The 22,658-nt window shown below is 65.2% G+C and carries 12 protein-coding genes and 1 pseudogene; 6 read left to right on the top strand and 7 right to left on the bottom strand.

Annotated features, from left to right (window positions below; translation table 11 throughout):
- Positions 1 to 20: 20 nt before the first annotated feature.
- The 6 genes and pseudogenes from BSF38_RS20750 to selD all read left to right on the top strand — a co-directional run bounded on the left by BSF38_RS20750 (position 21) and on the right by selD (position 6,619).
- Positions 21 to 1,430 carry a patatin-like phospholipase family protein gene (locus tag BSF38_RS20750; protein ID WP_237170929.1) on the top strand — a complete coding sequence of 470 codons (1,410 nt, stop codon included), beginning with the start codon at positions 21 to 23 and terminating at the stop codon, positions 1,428 to 1,430.
- A gap of 917 nt (positions 1,431 to 2,347) precedes the next feature.
- Positions 2,348 to 3,385, top strand: coding sequence for a DUF1559 domain-containing protein (locus BSF38_RS20740; RefSeq protein ID WP_076348826.1), 1,038 nt, complete (start codon positions 2,348 to 2,350; stop codon positions 3,383 to 3,385).
- Between the two features lie 41 nt (positions 3,386 to 3,426).
- Complete coding sequence (locus tag BSF38_RS20735; RefSeq protein WP_076348824.1) at positions 3,427 to 3,768, top strand: hypothetical protein; 342 nt, start codon at positions 3,427 to 3,429, stop codon at positions 3,766 to 3,768.
- Between the two features lie 288 nt (positions 3,769 to 4,056).
- Entirely contained in the window at positions 4,057 to 5,226 is a 1,170-nt protein-coding gene (locus tag BSF38_RS20730) for an AI-2E family transporter (protein WP_083713139.1), read from the top strand.
- A 117-nt stretch (positions 5,227 to 5,343) separates the two neighbouring features.
- A pseudogene (locus tag BSF38_RS20725) lies at positions 5,344 to 5,538 on the top strand (Rdx family protein); the annotation flags it as partial.
- 25 nt (positions 5,539 to 5,563) lie between these two features.
- Positions 5,564 to 6,619 carry a selenide, water dikinase SelD gene (gene selD, locus BSF38_RS20720; protein WP_076348818.1) on the top strand — a complete coding sequence of 352 codons (1,056 nt, stop codon included), beginning with the start codon at positions 5,564 to 5,566 and terminating at the stop codon, positions 6,617 to 6,619.
- Positions 6,620 to 6,745: 126 nt separating this feature from the next.
- On the opposite strand, the gene BSF38_RS20715 is transcribed toward selD, so the two are convergent.
- From BSF38_RS20715 to BSF38_RS20685, 7 genes are all read right to left on the bottom strand, one after another.
- Positions 6,746 to 8,044 (bottom strand): DUF1559 family PulG-like putative transporter, encoded by a 1,299-nt coding sequence (locus tag BSF38_RS20715; protein ID WP_076351225.1) that lies wholly within the window; start codon positions 8,042 to 8,044, stop codon positions 6,746 to 6,748.
- 228 nt (positions 8,045 to 8,272) lie between these two features.
- The gene (locus tag BSF38_RS20710) at positions 8,273 to 14,011 is read right to left on the bottom strand and encodes a hypothetical protein (protein WP_076348816.1); all 5,739 of its coding nucleotides are present in this window, start codon (positions 14,009 to 14,011) and stop codon (positions 8,273 to 8,275) included.
- A 97-nt stretch (positions 14,012 to 14,108) separates the two neighbouring features.
- Complete coding sequence (locus BSF38_RS20705) at positions 14,109 to 16,337, bottom strand: prepilin-type N-terminal cleavage/methylation domain-containing protein (RefSeq protein WP_237170547.1); 2,229 nt, start codon at positions 16,335 to 16,337, stop codon at positions 14,109 to 14,111.
- A gap of 96 nt (positions 16,338 to 16,433) precedes the next feature.
- Positions 16,434 to 17,972, bottom strand: coding sequence for a type IV pilus modification PilV family protein (locus BSF38_RS20700; RefSeq protein WP_083713136.1), 1,539 nt, complete (start codon positions 17,970 to 17,972; stop codon positions 16,434 to 16,436).
- Positions 17,969 to 19,543 (bottom strand): prepilin-type N-terminal cleavage/methylation domain-containing protein, encoded by a 1,575-nt coding sequence (locus BSF38_RS31750; RefSeq protein ID WP_076348814.1) that lies wholly within the window; start codon positions 19,541 to 19,543, stop codon positions 17,969 to 17,971. The genes BSF38_RS20700 and BSF38_RS31750 overlap by 4 nt, the downstream gene beginning before the upstream one ends.
- Entirely contained in the window at positions 19,540 to 21,183 is a 1,644-nt protein-coding gene (locus BSF38_RS20690) for a prepilin-type N-terminal cleavage/methylation domain-containing protein (protein ID WP_168189423.1), read from the bottom strand. The genes BSF38_RS31750 and BSF38_RS20690 overlap by 4 nt, the downstream gene beginning before the upstream one ends.
- 118 nt (positions 21,184 to 21,301) lie before the next feature.
- A complete protein-coding gene (locus BSF38_RS20685; RefSeq protein ID WP_076348810.1) occupies positions 21,302 to 22,471 on the bottom strand; it encodes a type II secretion system protein in 1,170 nt (389 codons plus the stop codon).
- Positions 22,472 to 22,658 lie beyond the last annotated feature (187 nt).

Here is a 22,658-nt window from a genome sequence, read left to right as displayed (position 1 = left end):
ATGCAAAGGCTTCTGTTGGAATGCGCTCCCTGGAGGTCTCCATGTCCCAGGCGAATGGTTTGTGCGTCCACCAGCTCTTGGAGCATCCGCTGAAGGCTGGGGGACCGAGCGTCGAGACGGCGGTCGACGACCTGCGGAAACGGGTCGAGGGCAAGGAGTTCAGCGACATCATCGATGACGAGGGGCATCAGTACGTCGATCTGGTCCTGCAAGGAGGCGGGCTCCTGGGCATCGCGCTGGTGGGCTACGTCTACGTGCTGGAGAAGGCCGGTATTCGCTTTCTCGGGATTGCGGGGTCGTCCGCCGGGGCGATCAACGCGTTGCTCATCGCCGCCCTGGGGCCGCCTTCGGAAGCCAAGAGCGAGAAGCTGCTGAAACACCTCGCCCTTCTGGACGCGAGCCAGTTCCTCGACGGTGGTTTTTTCGCGAGGAACCTGTCCGCCGCAGTCTCGCGCGGGGCGGGCAAACTCTCGATTCTGTCCCAGGCCGCCTTCGTTTTCCCGGGCTTGGTCAAGTCTTTCGGCCTTCATCCCGGGCGAAAGTTCCTGAGCTGGTTGGACGACATCCTCGACAGCGAGGGAGTTGAAACCTGCGAGAAGCTGGAAGCCAGGATGAGCGTCCTGCCGAAAGGCTTGCGACTGAGATCGAATCGAGACGACGAAGAGGCCCGGAAACGATTCAAGAGCCGCCTCCCAGGCCGCCTGGCGATCGTCGCGGTCGATGCTTCCACCAAGACGAAGTTCGTCTTTCCGGAGATGGCTGATCTGATCTGGGACGACGTGGGGGCGATCTCGCCGTCGAGGTTCGTACGGGCTTCAATGTCCATACCCTATTTTTTTGAACCGAGTCGCGTGGAATGCGACCATCGAGCGACCAAGGCGCCGCGGTGGAAAGAATACGGCTACGAGGCGGAGCTTCCCGAGCATCACCTGTTCGTCGACGGAGGGGTCGTGTCGAACTTTCCGATCAACATCTTCCATGCGACGGACGTCGTGCCGTTCGCGCCGACTCTGGGCGTCCGCCTGGGAATGGAGCGACGCGCTCCGGATCTGTCGTCGCTCGGGGGATTCTCGGCTGCGTGGATCGGCTCGGCCAGGCAGGCGCTGGATTTCGACTTTCTCTACAACAACCCGGATTATCAACACCTGATCGGTACGATCGAGACCGAGGGATTCAACTGGCTGAACTTCAACCTCGGCCCCGAGGAGAAACTCCAACTTTTCGCACGCGGGGCGGAAGCGGCGATCGACTTTCTCGCGGGGCCGAAATCGGAGAACGGCGCAAGTTCGAAGAAGCGTATGGGCTTCGACTGGGGCAGGTACAAGGCACTCCGCGAAAAGCTGGCCGAAGCGGACGTGAGATCCAAGGACATGCAACTCCCCGTCCCCTCGCCCCGCTCAAATCTTGAAACCGTCGCCGCGGAACGATGAAGCATGCTGAGCCAAACCTGCCGCCAGCCCGCCTGGCAGGTCCACTACATCGTCGAGCCGCGTCGTCTGGGCGATACGGCTTTCAGTGGTCGCCCCGGCAGAATCAGCGACCTCGCCTGAAAGAGTGCTTGCAATGCGCCCCGATGATGTTTAATTATTGAAAGGTCGTCCCCACATGATCTCGTGACGAGCCGGATTCAAAAACAGTTTAAAATGGGTTTTTCGCCCGCAAGACGATCGAGTCATCCGATGTACGGAGCGGTGGTCCTGCTCCTGGGACTGATCGCTTATGCGTCCAACCCGGCTGGAGCGGCTTGCGGAGACTACAGCGCCTCCCACTCCTGGCGATCGTCCCTGGCTTTGTTCTCCGATTCTGGAACACCCAGGCACTCCGACGTCGATCGGGAAGGACCGACGCCCGGCCACGACGTACCGTGCTCCGGTCCCTCGTGCTCGGAAAGGTCGAGCGTCCCCCTCAGCCCGCCCCCGGCCCCCTTGGCGCGCCCCGACCCCTCGTGCTGGACGATGGCTTTCCCCCCCCTGGCTGCGCCGAATCCGACTGGAGTCCTCGCCAGCGAGACGCCTTGCCGCCCTCGGCGCGTACCCACGTCCATCGAACGCCCCCCGCGATTCCCCGGCCTTCTCGGCTTCTGATCCTGTTCATCGGCGTCGCCGCGGTTCTCGCCCGATCCCTCTTGGGCGTTGGTTTGCACCGTCGTCCCTGACGAGTCGGGTTTCCGTGGAACCCCGTGAAATACGCCAGGCGCGGTTCGGGACGCAGGCGACGACGATCGCCGCGGATTCCACCTGATCAAACCTTGTCCTCATCTGGGTTGCGCCGGCCAAGCGAAGGTTCGCGGCCTCGCGTCATTGCGATATTCATCCCTCCCAAAATATCCCGTTGGAGCCTTCTCGCCATGCGTCGTCGAGCGTTCACGTTGATCGAACTGTTGGTGGTGATCGCGATCATCGCCGTGCTTATCGCGATGTTGCTGCCCGCCGTTCAAAGCGCCAGGGAAGCGGCGCGGAGAGCGCAATGCACGAACAACCTGAAACAATTCGGCATCGCCCTGAACACTTACGAGAGCGCCTACGGCGTCTTCCCCTTCGCACGAGGCGGCTATTACGCGACCGCCCCCTGGTATGGTCGATGGTCGGCCCACGCCATGGTCTTGCCGCAACTTGAACAGGCGACCATTTTCAACGCGATCAATTTCTCGCTGTCGCCGACGACGCCGGACCTGGGGGCCAACGCGATGGGCGGCGTGATCTTGCCGGCGCTCCCCGTGCCGGAGAACTCGACGGCCTCCCAGGCGGCGATCGCGACTTTCACTTGCCCTTCCGACTACACCGAGAGCAACTGGCAGGGCAGGAACAGCTACGTCATCAACCAGGGCGGTTGGATGTACGATTCGACCAAGAACTCCGAGACGGTCGGCGCCTTCTCCGACCGCAGCGCCGCGCGGCCGGCCTCGGTGACCGACGGCATGAGCCAGACCGCGTTCGCGAGTGAGAGGCTGCTTGGCGGCGGGATCAAGACGAAGGATCTTTCGGGATGGTACATGTCCATGACAGGACCCATGCCGAAGTCGGCGGACGAGACCTACGCGAACTGCCAGGCGGTCGGGGGGAACAAAAGCGTCTGGTTCAAGCATACAGGCTCGGCTTGGGCTTCGGGAGAGATGGCGAGCACGGCCTACAACCACGTCGCGCCCCCGAACGGCCGCTCCTGCGCGATCATGAACAGCGCCCAAATGATGGGCTCCTGGTCGGGCGATTCCATGAACCTCCCATGGTACATGCAGGTCACGCCTTCCAGCGGCCATCCGGGAGGCGTGAACGTCCTGGCGGGAGACGGCTCGGTGCGATTCGTCAAGGATTCCGTTGCGGTTCAGGCATGGCGGGCCCTGGGATCACGAGCCGGGGGTGAAGTCGTCTCGTCGGACGCGCTGTAACGCGGGCTTCGTTTGGCTTCCGCGCCCCGGAATCTGTTCGGATGGCGACGATCAGCCATGCTGAACCCATCGTCAAGATCGGGTGGGGGCCGCTTCACAACCTTGAGGCGATCTCCACCAACTCACATAGACCCGACCCGGCGCCGATCGAGCAATCGGCCGTCGCGACTTCGCATCGGAGACAATTCATGAACATCCCCCGCGTCTTGTTCCCTCTGGTCTTCGGTCTCGTGCTGGCGCTCGCAGCGCCGGTTCTCATCGGCGGATGTTCGAACCGCTCCGCCTCCGACAGCGTTCAGGCCGAGGACAAGGACGAGCAGTCTTACTTGCAAGAACGCATTCAAAAGAGCTTCGACAAGAGGCCGAGCAAGAAGACCAGATGATCAAGGCCGTCCGAGGCACGACCGAGAAACCCTCAACGTTCTGACTCCCACCCATTCCCTGATCCTCGAACGCGTAATTCGCGAAGTCCTCGACTTCCGTTGCGGCGCGTCGCAAACCGACGATCTGACTCTGGTCGTCCTCAAGCGGATCTCGTAATCCGCCGACTCCCGAACGGGCTGACGCGTCGTGGGATCTTGCGGCGAACGGTCGACGGCCCGATGATGGAAGGATCGGCACTTCGCCCTCGTTCTCTATGCGTTCCTGGTTTCCGTCGTGGGAGAGTCGCTTTGGATCGAGCGGCGAAGTATGCGGCCTCCTCTCAGGTGATCCTGGCGGTTCTGGGCGTCGTCGGTGCGCTCTACCTGCTGAAGACGATCCTGGCGCCGATCGCGTTCGCCCTGATGCTGGCGTGCATCTTGTCGCCGGTCGCCAACTTCTTCCGGCGATGGTTCCCGTTCGGGCCGATGGGGGCGTTGGGGTTCTTCCTAATGCTGGTCTTGGGGGCGATCTATCTGGCCAGCCTGACGGCCGAGAGCCTGGTCCACGCCGCCAACACGCTGCCTTCGGACATCGAGCGGCTCGCCGGCCAGGTCAGCGCCCGGATCACCGACCTGATTCGCGACCAGCCGTATCTCCGCGTGATCCTCCCCGAACCCGGCACCATCGACCGACTCGGCGACACCAACCGCGCCCTGCTGATCGAGAAGCTGAGCCTGGGGCTGACCGACTTCACCGCCTGGGTGGTCCAGGGGTTCATCGTCCTGGTCCTTGTGATCTTCCTGCTGATCGAAAGCGACATGCTTTCGAGCAAGGTCTTGCGGTTCTTCGCCCGGACGCCGGAGTCGGCCCGTAGCGCTCATCTGATTCTGGATCAGGTGACGCGAAAGATCCGGGCGTACCTGATCGCGCGGACGATCATCAACCTCGGCCTGGGCCTGGTCGTGGCGCTCGGCCTCTGGGTCCTGGGCGTGAACTTCGCCTTGCCGCTGGGGCTGTTCGCGGCCGTGACGAATTTCATCCCCTATATCGGCCAGCTCGCGGGAGGCGCCCTGCCGACGTTGATCGCGCTGGGGCAGTCGGGATCGCTGGGCGACGGCCTGATCGTCGCGGCCATGTACCTCGCCGTGGTAGGGATCGAGGGCTACGTGGTGACTCCCATGGTCATGGGCAAGTCGCTCGACCTCAACGGCACGACGGTGTTGATCGCCTGCTTGTTCTGGGGGTACATCTGGGGGCTCTCGGGCCTGATCCTGGCGATGCCCATCACGGCCAGCCTCAAGCTCGTCTGCCAGACCGTCCCCGAGCTGAACCGCTGGGCCGAGCTGATGAGTGTCGACTGGCAGTCGCCTTCGCCGGCTGACACCCGAAAACCGGCGGCGGCCGACGCCGACTTCTCGAACGCCTCGGCCGAGCCTGCTCCCGCCTCCAAAACGAGCGAGCCCTCGGCGGTCGGTTGACGTTCCTCCTACGATGATCGTGGAACGAATTCGAACAACCCCGCCCTCACATTCTCGAAAAGGAGTCCTGACATGGAAATCACGCTCGAATACTGCGCCCTCTGAGGCTACGAGCCGCAGGCCGTCAGTTTGACGGCGAAGCTTCTGACCCGCTACAAGCGGGCGATCAGCCGATACGTGATGATTCCCTCGTCGAAGGGGTGTTTCGAGCTGACCGTCGGCGGAAAACGCCTCTACTCGAAACTTCAAACCGGCGAGTTCCCGGACGAGAACCAACTGGTCGACGCCGTCGGCAAGGCGCTGGGGGCCTGATCGTCGGCCTCACATCGAGGTGCTCATGACGACGACCCCGAAACGACTCACCGACTACGCCAACTGCGCGGGGTGCGCGGGAAAGATCTCGCCGGCAGGGATTTCCCAGGTGCTCCGCGACTGGGCCAAGGCCCCAAACCATCCCAACGTGCTGGTCGGCACCGAGACCATGGACGATGCGGGGGTGTACCGGATCGCCTCGAATCTGGCCCTGGTGCAGACGCTCGACTTCTTCCCACCGCTGGTGGACGACCCGTTCGCGTTCGGCCAGATCGCCGCGGCGAACGCACTTTCCGACGTCTACGCGATGAACGGAACGCCGATCACGGTCCTGAACATCGCGGCCTTCCCGGTCGACGACGCATCGCTGGAGATCCTCTCCGAGATCCTTCGAGGCGCGGCCGACCGCGTGGGCAAAGCGGGGGCGGTCACGCTCGGCGGCCACACGATCCGCGACAAGGAGATCAAGTTTGGGCTGAGCGTCACGGGGCTGGTCGATCCGGCCGAACTCTTGACGAACGCCGGAGCGCGCGTGGGAGACCGGCTCGTCCTGACCAAGCCGCTGGGAACCGGGTTCGTCACCACGGCGGCCAAGCGCCAGGAGTGCCCGGAAGAGGTTCTGGCCCGCGCCATCGCTCAGATGGTGGAACTCAACGCCGACGCGCGCGATGCCCTCCGCGCAGCGGGAGGCGCGCACGGCCTCACCGACGTCACCGGCTACGGCCTCGCGGGTCATGCCTTCGAGATGGCTCAGGGCGCCGGGCTGACTCTGGAGATCGACTCCCGGGCCTTGCCGATCATTGCGGGAGCCTTGCCCCTGGCCGTCGAGCGTTATCACACTCGGGCCAGCACGACGAACCGCGAGCACCTGGAAGGCCGGCTCCGGGTCGACTCCGACGCCGACCCGACGCTCGTCGCGTTCGCCTTCGACGCCCAGACGTCGGGCGGGCTGCTGATCGCCGTTGATCCCGACCGCTGCGCCGCCCTCGTGGATGAGCTGACCGTGCGCGGCACTCCCGCCGCGGCGGTCGTCGGTCGCGTAGTCGCCCGGCGAGGCGCGATCGCCGTGGCCATCCATTGACCGAACTTGAACCGGCTCGAAATCACGGGATCGACTAACGAAACAACCCATCCGGCGGATCATACAGATCCGCCGGATGGGTTTGGAAATCCCCGTCGTCTCGTTCAGATGAGGGCGTCCACCAGCTTATTGCACGAAGGCGTCCTGGCTGACCGGCAGTTGCTTGTAGGCACCGGGCGCGACCGGCAGCTTGCTGCCGGCGGGGGAGACGATCTTGGCGAAGACGGTGCCGTCGATCGTGTTGTTAATGAACCGCACGGCACCGTCGCAGAAGGCGTAGTTGGCACCGTTGGGATGGCCGCTGTTGATGAACGGCGAGGCCCCCTTGCTCACGGACGACAGGATCGCTCCGTATCCGATGTTCTCATAAGAGCCGAGCTTGTTGGCGTTCGACCACGCGGCATTGTCGTTCTGGTTGCTGTACGTGCTTCCGAACGCCGTGACACAGGCGCCCGTCGCCGCATGGAAGGCCGTCTCGCAGACGTCGTCGGAGGCGTTGAACATGATGACGCCCGGCCAGGGGGACGACCAGTTGGACGCGATGCCGCCCGTGTAGGCGCCGCCGGAGGAGTATCCGGCCATCGTGTTCTCACCCAGCAGGATCGTCGAGCCCGCGCCGTCAGTGATGCCGGCGACCGTGGTCTTCAGACCGCCCCAGGCGGGGTTGCGGCCGTTGAGGTTCGCGGGGGCGGTGTAGGGAGAGGGGGCCTGAGAGTCGTAAACCGAGTTCAAGAACATCACGCCGAGCTTCTGGTGGACGCCCTGGGCGAGCAAGCCGGTGGGATCGGCCGCGCCGAACCACTGGAGCTGAGCCCCCGAAGTGCCGCCCTTGGCGTCGCCATCGGTCTGAAGGCCGACGAACGCCAGGGGATTGGCCGCGAACCGCGTGAATCCGCCGTTGACGACGTAGCTGAGGTTGCCTTCGTTCGGAGTGGTGTTGGTATCGTCGGGGCATCGGAGAATGCCGAGGGACGCCCGGCCGATCAGATCGTTGGGGGTCGTCGCGGTGTCCGGAGCGACTGTCGACCAGTAGGGGAAGTGGGTGGACCAGTTGTTCGCCATGTCGGCCTGGTCAAGATCTCCGAGGAGGTCGACGACCCAGCTCCACCCGGCGGCACCCGTCGTCGTTGCGGCGACTCCCGTCGCGCCCGATCCGATGGCCGCGGTCAGAATCGACGTCGCGGGGCTGACCGCGTTGACGGGGTCTTCGAAGAACGTGCCGGCGGCCGGATAGGCGTTCTTGCGGGTGGCGAACCCGTTGAGGGCCAAGGCGAGCTGACGCATGTTGTTCTGACAGGCGGCGCGGCGGCCGGCCTCGCGGGCGGAGTTGATCGCCGGCAAGAGCATGCCGACCAGGACGCCGATGATGCTGATGACGACCAGCAGCTCGATCAGCGTGAAACCACTACGACGACGGGGATTCATGAGCGACCCTTTCATGGACAGAAGAACGAGACTCGGTGAATTTTATCGATGTATTGCCCCCTTAGACAATACGTTCGACGTGTGATGTTGTGACGTGACGGCGGCTCCGCGCCCCGGTTTCCACGCGGGAAGCCCGCGACGCGCGTCCTTCAACCAACGGCAACGGTCAGGGCGGCCGGGCTCCGGGCGAACCGCCCGTCGGCTCGCTCGAGTCGATACACACGACGATCATTGGATGATCTTCCGGTAGAGGACGGCTTCGCGGTACTGGCCCGGGCTGCGGGGGTCGAAGCCGCTGAGCTTGAGACGGTCGACGATGAAGAACGCGCGATGGCGGACGTTTTTGCCGTTGAGCATGCCGACCTCGCGGCCGAGGACGTCGTAGGCCATATTCGGGCTGATCGCGGCCATCGCCGGGTCTCCCAACGTCGTCACCTCAAAGAACCCGACGGTCACCCACACCGCGTACTGATGCGTCCGCACCGTGCTTAGATTCATCATCTTCTGCATCCATTCCGACCGGTAGTACGGATGCTGGGCCGAGTCGGCGAGAAATGCGGATGGGTTCTGGGTCAGGTTGACCGTTTGATCGTCCAGAGCCAGGACGGCCGGCGGCGTGTATCCGAGCTCCTGCGTATCCGTAGGGACGACATAGGCGTTGCTCGTGTTTTTCGTGTCCGGCAACGAGAAGAACCGGCGCGGCGGGATCGCCGGAGGGTAATACTGGTTCGTGACGGACGGCGGGGCGGTTCGATTGAGGATGTTCTGGTTCTTGACGCCCGAGTCCTGGGCCGTAATCCCGTGGTCGATCTGCTTCTGATTAACCGTCGCGAACGCCGGACGCATGATCGTGAAATTGATGTCGGGATACGTCAGCGACCGGAACGGGGTCTCCGCCGACAGGGGTACCTGTTGGGCGGGGGGCAGGTTATCGTACTGGGGGTTCGAGGTTGCATGTTGCGATCCGAAGTACATATAGCCCGACGAGCCGTGGCGGACCTTAAGGAAGTCGGTGAAGGCCGCCTTGAGCGGGGAGACAGGCACCCCAAGATTGAATCCCGTGTTCGATATGGAGTAGGAAGCCGTGGGCGCGCCCGTGGCGCTGACCTGGGTCACGATCTGGGGGGGAGTCGTGCTCGTCACGGCGCCGTTGAGCTTCGACGGGACGGTGACGACCTGCTGAGATCCTCCCGGGTTGTCCGTGCGGTCTCCCGCGTTGCCGACCAGGCCCAGGAACACTTCCTCGTCCATGATCAGATTGAGGTTGATCTGGCCCGGCCGGACGTCCTGACGAAGCCAGTCGAAATTCACGCCCTGCGCGGCGGTGCCGATCGCGCCTATCACGGGGCTCGGCACCTCAAAGGCTTCGAACATCTTGTACCAGCCGCCGCTGCTCGGCCCGGCCACGGGGTCCCAGGTGGTCGGATTGCCGTTCTTGGCCAGCGAGGCGGACGAGTAGAAGAGTTGATCGACCAGGTAGGGGTAGGTCTGGGGTTCGGCTGGGAGCGCGAGCCCCAGGGTGACGGGGGAGGTGGTCGAGGGGGGCGGATCACCGGGGCTAGCCGCCCTGTTGAAATAGACGCCGGTATTGCTCGCCGTGGGCTCAGCCTCGACGAACAGCTTGGTGAAAAGCCCTGGAGGGCAGCCGGGCACCAGCATCAGTTCAGCCGGGCTGGTGAAGTCTCGGTCGTTGAAGACGAAGCGGTTCCACCGGGTGTCCTTCTGGCCCGCACCGACATCGATGCCGAGCGAGTGGAAGATGTTCGGCTCGGTGGCGGGGTTGGTCTGCGCCGTCTTCGTGTAGATCCCGTAGTTGGTCGGGGCGCCCGAGATCGCGGCGGTGACTTGTTCGGTGAATCCGTATCGGGTCACGTCCAAGTTTTTGGTGTTGATGATGTTGGGGACCTGGGGGACGAGATGCCCGCCGCGATAGGGCTGAAACCGCTGAACGGAATAAATCTGGTTGGCCGCCGTGGTGTTCGGGATGACGTTCCCGGTCTCATCCGTTTTCGTGCCGTCCAGCGGGCCGGTCCCTTCGATGAGCGGGAACCGCATCGAATCGACGACGACCATTGGATTGGTCGCGGAGACCGCCTTGAACGGGTTGGCGGGGCGGCGCAGGCAGACCCACTTGTACTTATTGGCCAGGGGGGAGGACTGGATCGGCAGCCGCGGCGTCGGCGGGTAGGTGGTCCTCCAACTGGGGGTGCCAGACCCCGCCACGACCTCCTGGTACAGCGCGCCCGGGGGGATCGTGAAAGTCGGATTAGGCGCGGCCGTGGCCTGCGTGAGGGGGTCGAAGCTCGTCCCGAACGTCTGCGACAGGGTGGTGAGGGGAGCCGACTCGCTGCTGGCGACGGGCAGGGAGTTGCCGAGCGTGTAGAGCCAGCCCGTGGGGAACGCACCGTCGGTCTGGGCCAGGGGCGTGAGCACCACGTCCTGCCCCCCCGCGAACGATTCGCGGTTCAGGGGCGTGGGGCTGTAGTAGCCCGTTGCGCCGGTCGGAAGCGGCAGGAGTTGGCCGGTGTAGGGGTCGGGGCGGGTGTTGGGAAAATCGTCAGTGAAGATCAGGTCCCAGCAGCCGCCGCTGTAAGGATTGGAGGCCGTGAAGGTGAACCCACCGAGATTCAGATAGCTCGCGTTGGGGGGCGCCAGCGGCGGGTAACCCGTCTGGGCGTCCGTAAGCGTGTTGACGAGTTCGATGAAGAACCGCCCAACGGCCACCTGGCTCCCCGTCACCTTCGTCAGGAACGAGTAGGCCAGCACCTCGTTGATCGCGACCGGGTTGTACTCCATGCCGTACTGGGTCAGCGCCAGGTCGGTCGTCGCGGAAAACAGCGGATCGCTGCGGAGGATCAAGCTGGGGGCCGCGGTCGCGGTGCCGGGACGGACGCAAACGTCGGGGTTGACGAACTGCGTCATGGTGGCGTCGGGGTCGCGGAAATCGATGATGTTGATCAGATACTGGCTCAGAAGCGCGAGTTCCTCGGGCTGGTTGATGCTCATCGGCGGCAATATGGTCTTGAGGAACTGGTAGCTCTCGGTGATCCACTTCACCCGCGTGGGCTCGGTCGACTCGTTCGAGACCGGCAGGGGGAAGTTGAGGTTGATCTTACGGTCGCGGTGAACCAGGCTCGGAGCGCTCGACTGGATCGCGCTGGCGGACGGCGGGTTGACGAAGGCGACCCCCGTCTGGTTCACCGCGTACAGGCTGGCGTTGGCCGTCGCGCCGGACGTCGTGACGACCTGATAGGGATCTGCGGCGGAGGGGCTGGCTCCGGGCTGCTGGAACGGCCACTTGAAGCGGCTGTTGTCGCTGAAGTTGTTGCCCGGGTTGTCGTTGGTCCAGGTGAAGGCGTTGGTCTCCCAGACGTCGATCGAGTACAGCCGCCGCCGCCGCAGCGCGTCGGAGGCGTCGCGGAAGCTCAGGGGCGCCAGCTCCGAGAGCCGGCTGTAAAGCGACGAGCCGTCCTGGTCGTGGGCCCGGTAGAGCCACTCCAGATCCTCGACGCCGAAGATCGCGTCCGACGCGCCGGGGTAATAGAGCGCCGTCTCGTTGGCCTCGTTCAGCCCGGCGCTGTGCTGCTGGGAGTTGATGTTCACGTCGTAGGTCGGCAGCGCCGACCCGCCGCTCGTGGGGACCGGCTGGTTGTTGTAGGGGTCGAGTACGGTGCTGGGGTTGCCGCTGGCGTCGAGGTGCGTCGGCGTCGCGGCGTAGAGCAAAGCTGTCTCCGCGGGATGCGTCGCGGCCGAGACGACAGCCAACGAGGGGTTGCGTTGCGATTCGTAGCCGTGCAAAAGGTTGTTGGTGACGTCATACGGCGCGGGCTTGCCTGCCGTGGTGGCCGGGTACTGTGGCATGGGGCTGGGGATTGTGACCGTCGCGACCGGGATGCCCGGCGGTCGGAAATACTTGTTGTAGGCGACGCGCCCGCGATTGTCGTTGCCCACGCTTCCCGGCGCCGTGTATATTCCCACTCGGCCGTCGCCCGCGAGGTCGATCGGGGTGACGAAGCGACGCGCTCGCTCGGAGAACACGGCGGTGTCGCCCGCCGCATCGTAGTAATCGGCCGGCCAGTTGGTCGACCAGAGACCGTAGGAAGTAAGACCGGAACTAGGGGCCAGGTTCGAAGGGCCCATCGACTCACCCGCGGCTCCCTGTGGCCAGAAGTCCAGGGCCGTATAGTTGTCGTCGCGGCCGTCCCCTCCCAGTACTGCGGGCGATCCGGTCCCCGTCAGCGACAGGCCGGCGCGCACCAGGTTGGGGAACGCCATGAGCGGCGTAACGCCGCCGGTGTTGAAGAGGCTCGGGATGTAGCTCTCCTCGCCCCACCGGCCCGCCACCGTCCGGGGAGGAAGCGCGCCGATCCCCATGCTGAGCGTGTCCGACAAGTCCGCGACGTTGTTGGGCAGGAAGTAGCCGCCCACCATGTTCTGGTCGGCGTAGTTATCGCCGGCGTACGGTCGCGTCCCCGCCAGGATGTTGCGGAGCTGCGTCACGTTCACCGAGATGGGCGTGGGTTTGACCGTCACGCCATCGGTGTCGTAGCTGGTCGCGTTGTCGAGCTGATTGCCCCCGGCGTTCTGCAAGCCGAAGCTCGGATCGACCTCGCTGGGCGAGTTGCCCAGGTGCGACGTGTGCATATGGAGCGGCACGCCGTTCGCGTCGCGCATCTGGAGGTTGCCGGCCGTGTTCAAGGGGATCCGGCCGTTGAGGCCGATGACCATGAACGAAAACAGGGGCTTGTACCAGAGGCCGCGGCTGTCGCGGACCGGAGGGTAGCCGAGGTCGACCCACACCGAGTCGGTGATCCCGTCGGCGTCGTTGTCGACGTCGTACTCGATCCTCCCGGTGGTTGGGTCCGGGGTAAGATTGCGGAACGAGACCGAATCGTGGCCGTCGATCGTCCGAGGGCGAAGGATGCGCGACCGCGACGCGGCGCTCAGGCCCGTCCAGTCGGCCGCCTGGAGCATGCCCGGGCGGTGGAACGAGGGGACGATCGCCTTGCCGTCGGCGCTCTGGATCGCCAGGAACCAGTTTTCGAGGTCGCAGGCGTCGTAGTCCTCGTCCATGCCGACGACGTTGGGGCGGCCGGGCGCGATCGACGCGATCGAGGTGTCGCCGTTGAGGAGCCCGCGGTTGTATCGCATGTTGGCGTACTGCGCCAGCGGCCCCATCCCCGGACCGTTGAAGGCGCGGAGGAACCGGCCGTCGAGCGTGAATGTATAGCCGATCGGCACGTACGGAGTGGCGGCGTTCTCACCGATCAAGACGCTCCGAATGACCTCGACGGCCTGATTGGACGGCCGCTTTGTAAAGTCGGGGCTGCGGTAGATGTAGTCAGTGCCGGGCTGTCCTCGGCGGCCGATTTGCGCGGAGGGGGGCGGCGCGAGGAAGAAGGTCCGGAACTTGCCGGCGCCACCTTCCAAAAGCCCCGTCGTATCATCCTGAACGATCTCGAACGTCTGGCCCATCAGCCGCGTTTCTTGATTCGCAGCGTTGACGCTGCCGTACTGGTGGTTGAACTGGACCACCCATCGCGTGAAGTCGTAACCGTAGTACGGTTGGTAGATGTCGGTGGCGGCCGGGATGTTCGTGATGCACTGGATCGTGCCCGAGCGAACTCCCGAGGTGATCAGCGTAGCGGCGGAGAAGCTGGCGACCTGCGCGAGGTAGCCGTTGTTCTGGGCGTCGTTGCCGTACGCGTCACGGGCCAGGCTGTGGCCGCGAATCGCCGAGCGGACGTCATCGGTGTCACCGACAAGCTGAGAGAGGGCGAACTCCATCAGCTCCGCCGGTTGGGGCCGCATGACCGACTGGGCGTAGTTTCGCGCGCCGACGCGGGCCTGCCCCGAGATCGTGGCGAACGTCACTCCGATGAACGCCAGCAAGCCCAGCATGCCCAGAATCAGGATCAGCGCGATTCCCCGGCGCTTTCGCAGTCTGGCTCGGTTCGTCGTCAACATACGGGCTCTCCCTCTCGAATCGCCGCGACGGGCCCGGACGGCCCCATGAGTCGATCGTCGTAAGCTCGTCCGCTTCTACGGGGCCGTGCGGCCCGCGTCAGAGACGGTCGGTGAAATCGTGCCGGATGGTTACCTGTTTGATGCGCTGATTCGTCGGGTCGACGACCCGGACCTGGATCTGAATCCCCTTCAACGGCGCGGGATACGGCGGCGGATACGACGGATAAACCGGCGGCGTGAACGGCGGTCCGTAGACCGTGCCGGTCGTCGGGTCGACCGCGTGCGCGGGTGCCACGGAGTAGTCGGTCGACCAGGTGTCGAAGACGCGGCGAAGCCGGTTGATGTTCGGGGCGTCGTCGCCGAGGTTGGTGACGCCGTTGCCGTCGATCGGATAATTCGTGAAGGCCGGGTAGAACCCCGTGGGAAACTGGGCGTCGGACCGGAAGTCGCCGAGAAGCGGCGGCATCCGCCCCTCATGGCCGAACGTCGCCAACGTCGGCATCGACCGGGCCCCGTCGAACGGCCGGCCGTTCAGACCCGTCGCCGGCCCGTCGGCGCCCGTCGCGCCGGCGAACGGTGAGTAGGCTTTGCTCGGGGTACCCGAGAGGAAATTGTAGTTCTGTGTGTTGTCGGTACTGCGATTGAACTCGGGGATGTTGCCGTCCATGCGGACGTCGTTCTTCCATCCCAGGTCGACGTAGCCGGCATAAAGGTCGTCGTACGCCTTGATGTCGAAGCTCCGCACGCCGGTCATGATCAGGTCGTCCTCGCCGACGTAGGGCCAGAGCGAGATTGTGCCGGCCGCATCCACCGTGCCGTAGTTGGTGGTGATCACGCTGGCGGTGCCGAAGTCGTCGGAGTACAACTGCGGGTTGAGCCGCACGGGCACGGGAGTGGGCAGAGCAGCCATCATTCCCGTCATCGGCGGCAGCAGCTCGACGTCGTCGACGACCTTGAGCATGCCCCCGTTGAGGTTGGTGGGGGCTCTCGGATTGAGCCCCGGCGCCTGCGCGCCGCTGTTCAGGTTGAGCTGCCACGTCGGGTCGAGCCAGCCGAACGAGAGGGTCTCGCGCGAGGTCGGGAAGCCCCACCAGGTCTGGAACGTGCCTTCGGCGGCGACCGGTCGATAGAGGTTGTCGCCGAGGTCCAGCGGGTTGTGGTTGAGCCGCTGGAGGTAGAGCAGCGCGCTGGCCGAGCCATTGCTGAACCTGTTGATGTTCTGGTCGGGCGTCGGCGAGTGGATCCAGCCGACCTTCGGGAAGGAGCTGTCGGTCTCGGGCTGCGTGTAGGCGCCCGGGAAGATGTACGGGAAGGCCATCGAGGAGAAGTGGCCTCCTGTCGGCATGGCGTAATTGGGGGCGAAAATCAGCTTGAGAGGGGCGAGAGCGGTCGTGAAAGCCCCGGTCGAGTCGGTGTAGAGGGTCGGATAGAAGTCGGGCACGCCGTCTTCATTGGAGTCGTCGGCGATCCCGTCAGGGCCCGCCGCGAGCGTGGCGTTGTTGATGTAGTCGTCGCTGAACCGTGGGGAGAAGGCCCGGTTCTCCCGGTTGGTCAGGTCGCCCAAGGAGTTAAGCACGATGTGCGAGAACGCACCGCCGATGGGACCCGACGACCCCGGCCGGGCCGAGAGGTCGTTCACGCCCTGCCAGCTCACCTGCGCATTACCGCCGAAGGCGCCGGGTGTGAACACGACGTTCTTGGCCCAGCCGGTCTGAGCCTTCAACATCGTGTTGCCAGTCATCTGGACGATCGAGCTCTGCCGCTCCGGCGCGATCAGCAGGACCCGGCGGTAGAGGTTGCCGTTGCGGAGGAAGTAGATGATCTCCGCGAAATCGCTGGTGATCAGGATCGGCTGGTTGTTGGTGTACAGGCTCAACTGAGCGCTCGTCAAATTCGAGGGGTCGTCGACGGGAGCGGTGCTAGAGTTGACGGGAGGCTTCAGAAGCACCCGCCCGCGGAACGGCCGGCCGGCAGGCGCCTTGGCCGTGAACCGGATGTAGTCGTCCGAGTCTTCGCCCTGGATGTCGGCGAACGCATTCTCGCCGTACTCGAGATAGCCCAAGCCGTCCTTGGGATTCAACGGGGGGGTGAGCCGGGCGGTCACCCCGTTGAGGTCGGACCGGACCATCGCGTCGAGCCGCCGCAGCGAGTTGTCCAGCTCCTGATAGCTCTGGGCGGACGAGAGCGAGCCGGTCGCGGCCTGGAAGATCTGCACGAGGATCGTCATCAGTAGGACCAGCACCGCGACCGTCACGAGCATCTCGACGAGCGTGATGCCGCGCCGGCTCGGGCGAAGTCTGCGAGGGTCGACGGCGGTCGGTTTCACGGCTTTACCCTTGATGTCGGAGGAGCGCCGCGGCGGGCCGAGGCGGTTCAGACGCAAGTCGATGATTCGAGGTCGAGACGAAGGATTCGAGACGGATCAAGGCACCACGATGGTACGAGGCGCGACGCCGATCACGAACGGCGAGACCAGCGCCGCGTTGACGTGGTAGGGCACCATGTTGGTAACGTCCCAGAGCGTCTTGGCGCGAAGATTCGTGTTCGTGTAAACCAGGGCGTACCGGCCATTGCCGAACGTCGCGTACGGCGTGCCGGCGGTGTCGGCGGGGGCCGTCACCCGCTGGATCTGATACCAGAAGCAGCGCTGGGCCGGCGGCGGCGGCGGGCTGCCGGCGTATTGAAACCGGGACTGAGCGACGAGTTGCCGCCGCTCGTACGTGACGTCGGCGACCCACGAGCCCGTCTTGATCTCGAGGTCGGGCGTGCCCGAAGGCCAGAGCAGCAGAATCGCGTTGTTCGAGCCCAAGGGCACGCCGACGACCGTGTTGTTGCCGTCGTTCATCGTCCCCACCTGGACCAGGTTCGTCCCGTAGCCGAAAACCGCCTGGACTACTCGCTCGCCAGCGACGTGGGTGGTGCTCGTGCCCGTCAGCGTGTTGTTCAATGTTTCGAGGCCGAACGGACGGTTCTCGAAGACCACCACGTCGCCGTCGAAGATCCGGCCGTTGTAGCTGTCCGACTGCTGGCCGACGAACATGCAGGTATAGCGCCAGTCGTTGGTGACGGCGACGCCGTTCGCCATCGCGAGATCGTGGTTCCCGTCCTTGTCGACGAAGGCGGGGTTGTTGTTCACGAGGTCGGGGATCACCGGGCTCGGCGTCGACAGGGGGGAGACGGGCGCCGTGGGGTTCTGGTAGTCCTGGTAGACCCCCTCGGTCTCCTGCCACAGCACGTCCTCCGGCGAGACGAACGTCGACAGGATCATGTTGGCATTGTAGTCGGAGTACAGGTAGGTCTTCAGGATGGGGTCATAGGTCGTCTGGGTGAGGTCCGTCAGCCGTTGCAAGCCGCACACGCTGGGCAGGCTGGCGCTGTCCCCGCCGCTACTGTCGGACAGGCCCAGCGAGGTGCCGTCGCCGAACCGGAACTCGACGCCGTTGCTCGGGTCGGGCACGATTCCCTGCTGATACCACCAGAGCGGGTCGTAGGCGACCGGAAGGCCCGGCCCCGGGATGGCGCTCAGGCCGTTGACCGTGACCTGGTTGTTGGCGTATTTGGCCCCCATGCCCCCGGTTCCCCGGTAGGCCCCCGCGTTGGCGGGCGTGGCGTTGCCCGACCAGTCGGAGACAGTCGACAACGGGGTCGGCGTGTCCTGGATCCAGGGGTCGAAGCCGCCGTACGTGGGGTAGTAGAACGCCGAATACCAGGGGCAAAGGTTGGGGTTGAGGAACCGCGTCTTGCTCAAAAGCCCGCGCGACGTCAGGTCGGCGCCGACCGACTGGGAGAGGAACGCGGTCCGGCTGTACCGCTGCGCTTCGCGAAGCCGGAGCAGGCCGATCGGGAACAGCGTCGCCAGCGAGACCAGGCCGATCCCGAGGATCATGATGGCGATCAGGATCTCGGTCAGGGTGATGCCCCGCCGCGTCGATCGGACTTCAACCGCGCGCCGCATCGTCATTGACCACCTCGCACGCCTTGCTGCGCCTTGATGAGCGGAAAGCTCGGGTTGTAATTGGGGACGCCGCTGTTGGCGGTGTTGTAGTCGCCCGGGACCGTATCAAAGTCGCTGATCTCGTTGACGGCGATCTGACCGTTGCGGGTGAAAAGGGTGAGCAGGCGGTTCTCCCCCTTCAAGTACATGGTCGAGTTCGGATTGAACCCCGCAGGCACCGGCAGGAACGGGGGGAGCTGAGGCGTGCCGTCGGCGTTCGCGGATGCGGAGCCGGTGATCTTGAAATCCGAAGTCGCGTAGAGATCCGTGCGCTCGGCCAGCCAGAAGTGGAAGTAGGAGTCGGCCAGCGAGAAGCTCGACGGCGCCGAAAAGATGCTGTTCGGCAGGACCTCGCCCTGGGGCGAGACCATGATGTCGATGGCGCCGGTGAACCGATTCACCGGCAGCCGCGACCGCTCCGGGCTGGCGTCCGCCCAGGTCGTCAGGTCGACGACGACGCTCGCCGGCAGCGACGTCTCGCGAGCATTCGCCGACGGCGTGGGACGCCGGCTGATGGTGTAAGGGAGATTCAAGCTCGCGCCGCCGCCGTTCACGTTGCCCAGGCTGCCAAGCCAGCGCTCCGTCTCCCATTCGCTGTACGGCGGAGGCGTCGACGCGGCGATGTTGTCGACGAACCCGTCGAGGTTGTTGTCGAGCCCGTCCCAGCCCTCGTCAATGGCCCCGTTACCGTTGTCGTCATAGCCGTTGACGACGAAGAGGAACTCGTGGGGGATGGTGTTGGGCTGGTTGGGATACAGCAGCGGCACTCCCGACTGTCCCGCAAGCGGTGCCTGTCCCGGCAACCCGATGTTGACGAATAGTTCAGCGTTGCCGCCGGCAGGCCCGACGCTCATGGGCCCCACGACGGTGTAACGCGTCCCGGAGTTGCCGATCTGGATCTTGTCGCCGACTCGCACGTTCCAGAACCAGGACGTCGGATTGTTGCGCGGAATCAAGCTGGGATTGCCGAGATAGCCGAAATCGTGATCGGAGAGGGCTTCTTCGACGACGAGCACGGGAACCGCAGGGGGCAGAGTGGTCTGGGCGGGAAAAAAGGGCCAGCTCCCCCCGCCCTCGCCCGGGTAAAGGAGGCTGAGCGGCGGGCCGTTGGCCAATGGCACATTTAGGAAATTGGACGTAGGCCGGACGTTGACCCTCCCCTCCGTGTAATCGGGCGCCGGCTCGATCGCCACGATCCGGTTGGCGGCGAGGATCCTCGCGGGGTCCAGTTGTCCGTAGTTGGGCAAAGTCGAGTCGGTGACGAAGGTGACGAAGTTCGGGTCGGGGAGCAGGCGGATGCCCCGCGGCGCGTTGGCGTGGACGGCGGCGTCGCGGGCCCCGACGAGGGCGCCCTGGAGAATCCGCGCGGCCTCGCTGACCTCGCGATGGCTGAGCGCGGGGATGATCACCGGCAGGGCCACCGCGCTGACGAGGAGGATGATGAGCATCACCACCAGCAGCTCGATCAGCGTAAACCCGGTTCGTCCGTGGCGACCGCCCGTCGAGGGGCGCGGCCGTGTCGTTGCTGCGGGCCTCATGGCGCGGACCCTCCGATCCCACCTGCCGGGATGTTGTGGTTGTTGATGTCGTCCTGACCCTGGGCCTGAATGTCTAGGGTCGTCGGAGGGTAGTTCGGAGACGAAGACACACTGGTAACCGTGTCGCCCAGGCTCACTTTGCCCGTCACCAGATTGGTGAGATCCTGATAATTCAACGGAGCCGCAAGGCTCTCCATGCCGAGCAACGGAAACGCCGCCGAGTAAATGCTGCCACTCGCTGCGGTCGCAAGGTCGGACTGCAAAGCGGCGTCGCCGTACAGAAACACGCCGAGCTGCTTGTCGGGGCCCGCCGAGACGACCAGGAACTTGCTGGAGAACGACCGCCGCGCGGCAAAGTCGCCGCCCGGCGCGCCGCGATCCCAGAACTGGCCGGGAACGGGGGCCGTCGCCGACTGAAACAGGGGCTCGTGCAGCAGGTGGAAGTAGTTCTCGAAGAAGGCCACGCCGGGGCTCCATTTGCCCGTCCCGTTGGACGTGAAGCCCGCGGGGAACGGCGGCACGGCGCTGTTCTGGGTGGCGTCGTTGTACCCGCTCGACCACCAGGCCGCCGACATGAGCTGCTGGTTGGGGTCGAGCGCGTCGAGCTCGCGCTGCTGGATCATGTCGTCGTAGGGCGACGAATAGACGGGATTGCCGGTGGTCGTGTTGGTGAGGAACCTCTGACCCTGCTGAAAGTCGGAATGGAAGAGCAACGGCCAGCGGAAGAACTGGAGCGGCTCGCCCCAGGCGTCGACGAACTCGGGGAGGCCGTCGCCGTCAGTGTCCTGAACTTCCTTGTCGGTGAAGTCGTCGCGGTTGAGGATCGAGCCGAACGGCCCTTGCGCTTCGACCAGCAGGGCGTACAACATCTCCGCCCGCGCGGTCTTGTGCGTGTGGGCCGCGAGGTTCGTCTGAACGAGCGCCAGGACGGCGGCGTTGCCGCCCACCCCCTCGGCCCACTCGTCGACGCGGCCGTCGCCGTTGTTGTCGACGCCGTCGAACCCCGTGGGCAAATAGCCGAGATTCTTGTACACGCCCGCGGCCACGTTGTACGACGCGCCGTAGATCCCCAGGCCGGGGTTGAAGTAGTTCGCCCCGGTCACTGCACTGTACGGCCACCCCGTGCCGAGCGGCAGGACGTACGGGGCGTCGGCGTCGGGCGCGGTGGCGACGGTGTTTGGAGAACCGTCGACGATCGGGTACGGGTTGGCCGCGAAGTTGAGCGGGTAGCCGTACGTCGCGGGGTCTTGAACGTAGAAGACGTCGGGCATCTCGCGCTGGAACAGCTCGATCTGGGCCAGCACGAAGGCCCGCTCGGAGGTCGAGGCGTTCATGGGCGTGACACCGTCGTAGATCTGCGAGACGATGGTCTGCACCGCCGTCGGCGAGGCGACGCGGGCCTGGAGGATGGCGTCGACGCGGTCGCTGAGGGCCGAGTCGATCTTGGCGATCAGGCCCTGGGTCGCCTTCTCCTGGGCCGACCGCAGGGCGCTCATCGACGCGTTCAGCATGAACACGAGGATGATGCTGATGATGACCATGACGACGATCAGCTCGACCAGCGTGAACCCTCCCGGTCGGCGCGTCGCCGACGAGGGTCTGGACCGCCCGCCGTCGTTGTTCCGCAATGTATCGAGCACGATGGACAACCTCGAAGACCGATGACCGGGGCGAAGTCCGAAAGGGCCGCAAGAGCCTGCGCCGGGCCGTCCCCGGCGATGACCGGCCGGGGCCTCGCGCCCCGGCGGAGCGTCGGCGTCAGTCGAGCCGGCCCCCCTTGAAGTTCGTCACGTTGTCTTGTTCCCGCTGCCGCATGCTGGGCGCCAGGTTGACGGGCATCGCCGCGGCGGCGTTGAACACGAGCGGATCGGTCGCGTTGGCCTTGTACCCGCCGCCGGGTCCGAATTGCCCGTCGATCCCCGCCGAGATGATCTGGAACGAGTTCTTGTTGATGTATTCCGGATTCACGGTGTTGCCCGTCGATACGATGGGCGCCCCGTTGGTGTAGGGGTTGGGGGCGAAGCTGCCGTTGACCTCGTTGAAAAAGATGGAGCCGATCCCCGAACTGGGCTGGCCGGTGGCCGCCCACGTCGCGTTCACGACGGTGCCGTCCTTGAGCGCCCCCTCCTCGGCGTAATTCACGTCGTCGGGGTCGTAGCCGGCCCCCTCGTAGGAAGAGAAGTAGACGAACGGCTGCGGCGTGCCCGAGGCGCTCAGGTTGTCGGAGTATTCGGGGAAGCCGTTGCCCGTCGTCCCGTTGGCGAACACCGGGTAGTTGTCGTTGAGCCGACCAGGGCGGAACTCGAACGTCGGCGACGACCGGTTGGCGCCCAGCGGGGTGATGTTAGAGTTGATCGCCGGGTTCGAGGGGTTCTTGGAGAACCCGGTCGTGGTGTACGCCCCGTCGACGATCCCCGGCAGGCCGCCCAGGAAGAAGACCAGGCACTCGGCGCCGTCGAGGACGTGGATCTGACCGCTGGTCAGAAGGCCGTTGGCGATCGTGGGCGCTTTGTTGTCGCCGTTGAAGTCGTACCAGCCTCCGGGGATCTGGCTCGCGCTGAGGGGGCCCGTCGTGCTGAGCGTCATCTTGGGCCAGATCCGCCGCAGGTACGAGACCGACCGCGGTCCGAGCGGAGCCAGAGTGTTGCCGAGATAGGCCGGCGAGTAGTTGCCCGTCTCGCTGAGGACGATCCGCGACGGCGGGTCCACGCCGTACTGCGCCTTGAACTGGGCCAGGGCCTGCGCGATCTGGTTGATCTCGGCCGACGCCGCGGCGACCTTGGCGGTGCGGACGGCGCCGTTGATCGCCGGCAGCAGCAGGGCGATCAGGATGGCGATGATCACGATGACCACCAGCAGCTCCACCAGCGTGAAGCCGCGCCGGCGGGGGGCGAGGGGGCTGCGGGCTCGGGTCGAGGGGCTGTTCATCGGTCCGGGACTCCCTGTGGGGCGGCGGTCAGAGGGCGGCGGCGCCGAGCGCGACGGGCGGCCGAGGCTGATCCGTTCTCATGTGAGGTACGACGATTCGGAATATTTTCAAGTGCCGAGACGAACATTCTTGCCGAGCGACCGCGAGAACCCGCGACGGCCCCGGCCCCTCCCTCCTCGGGGAAGG

This window comes from Paludisphaera borealis, assembly GCF_001956985.1.
GTDB classification, from domain to species: domain Bacteria; phylum Planctomycetota; class Planctomycetia; order Isosphaerales; family Isosphaeraceae; genus Paludisphaera; species Paludisphaera borealis.
This window is presented reverse-complemented; position numbering and strand designations above follow the sequence as displayed.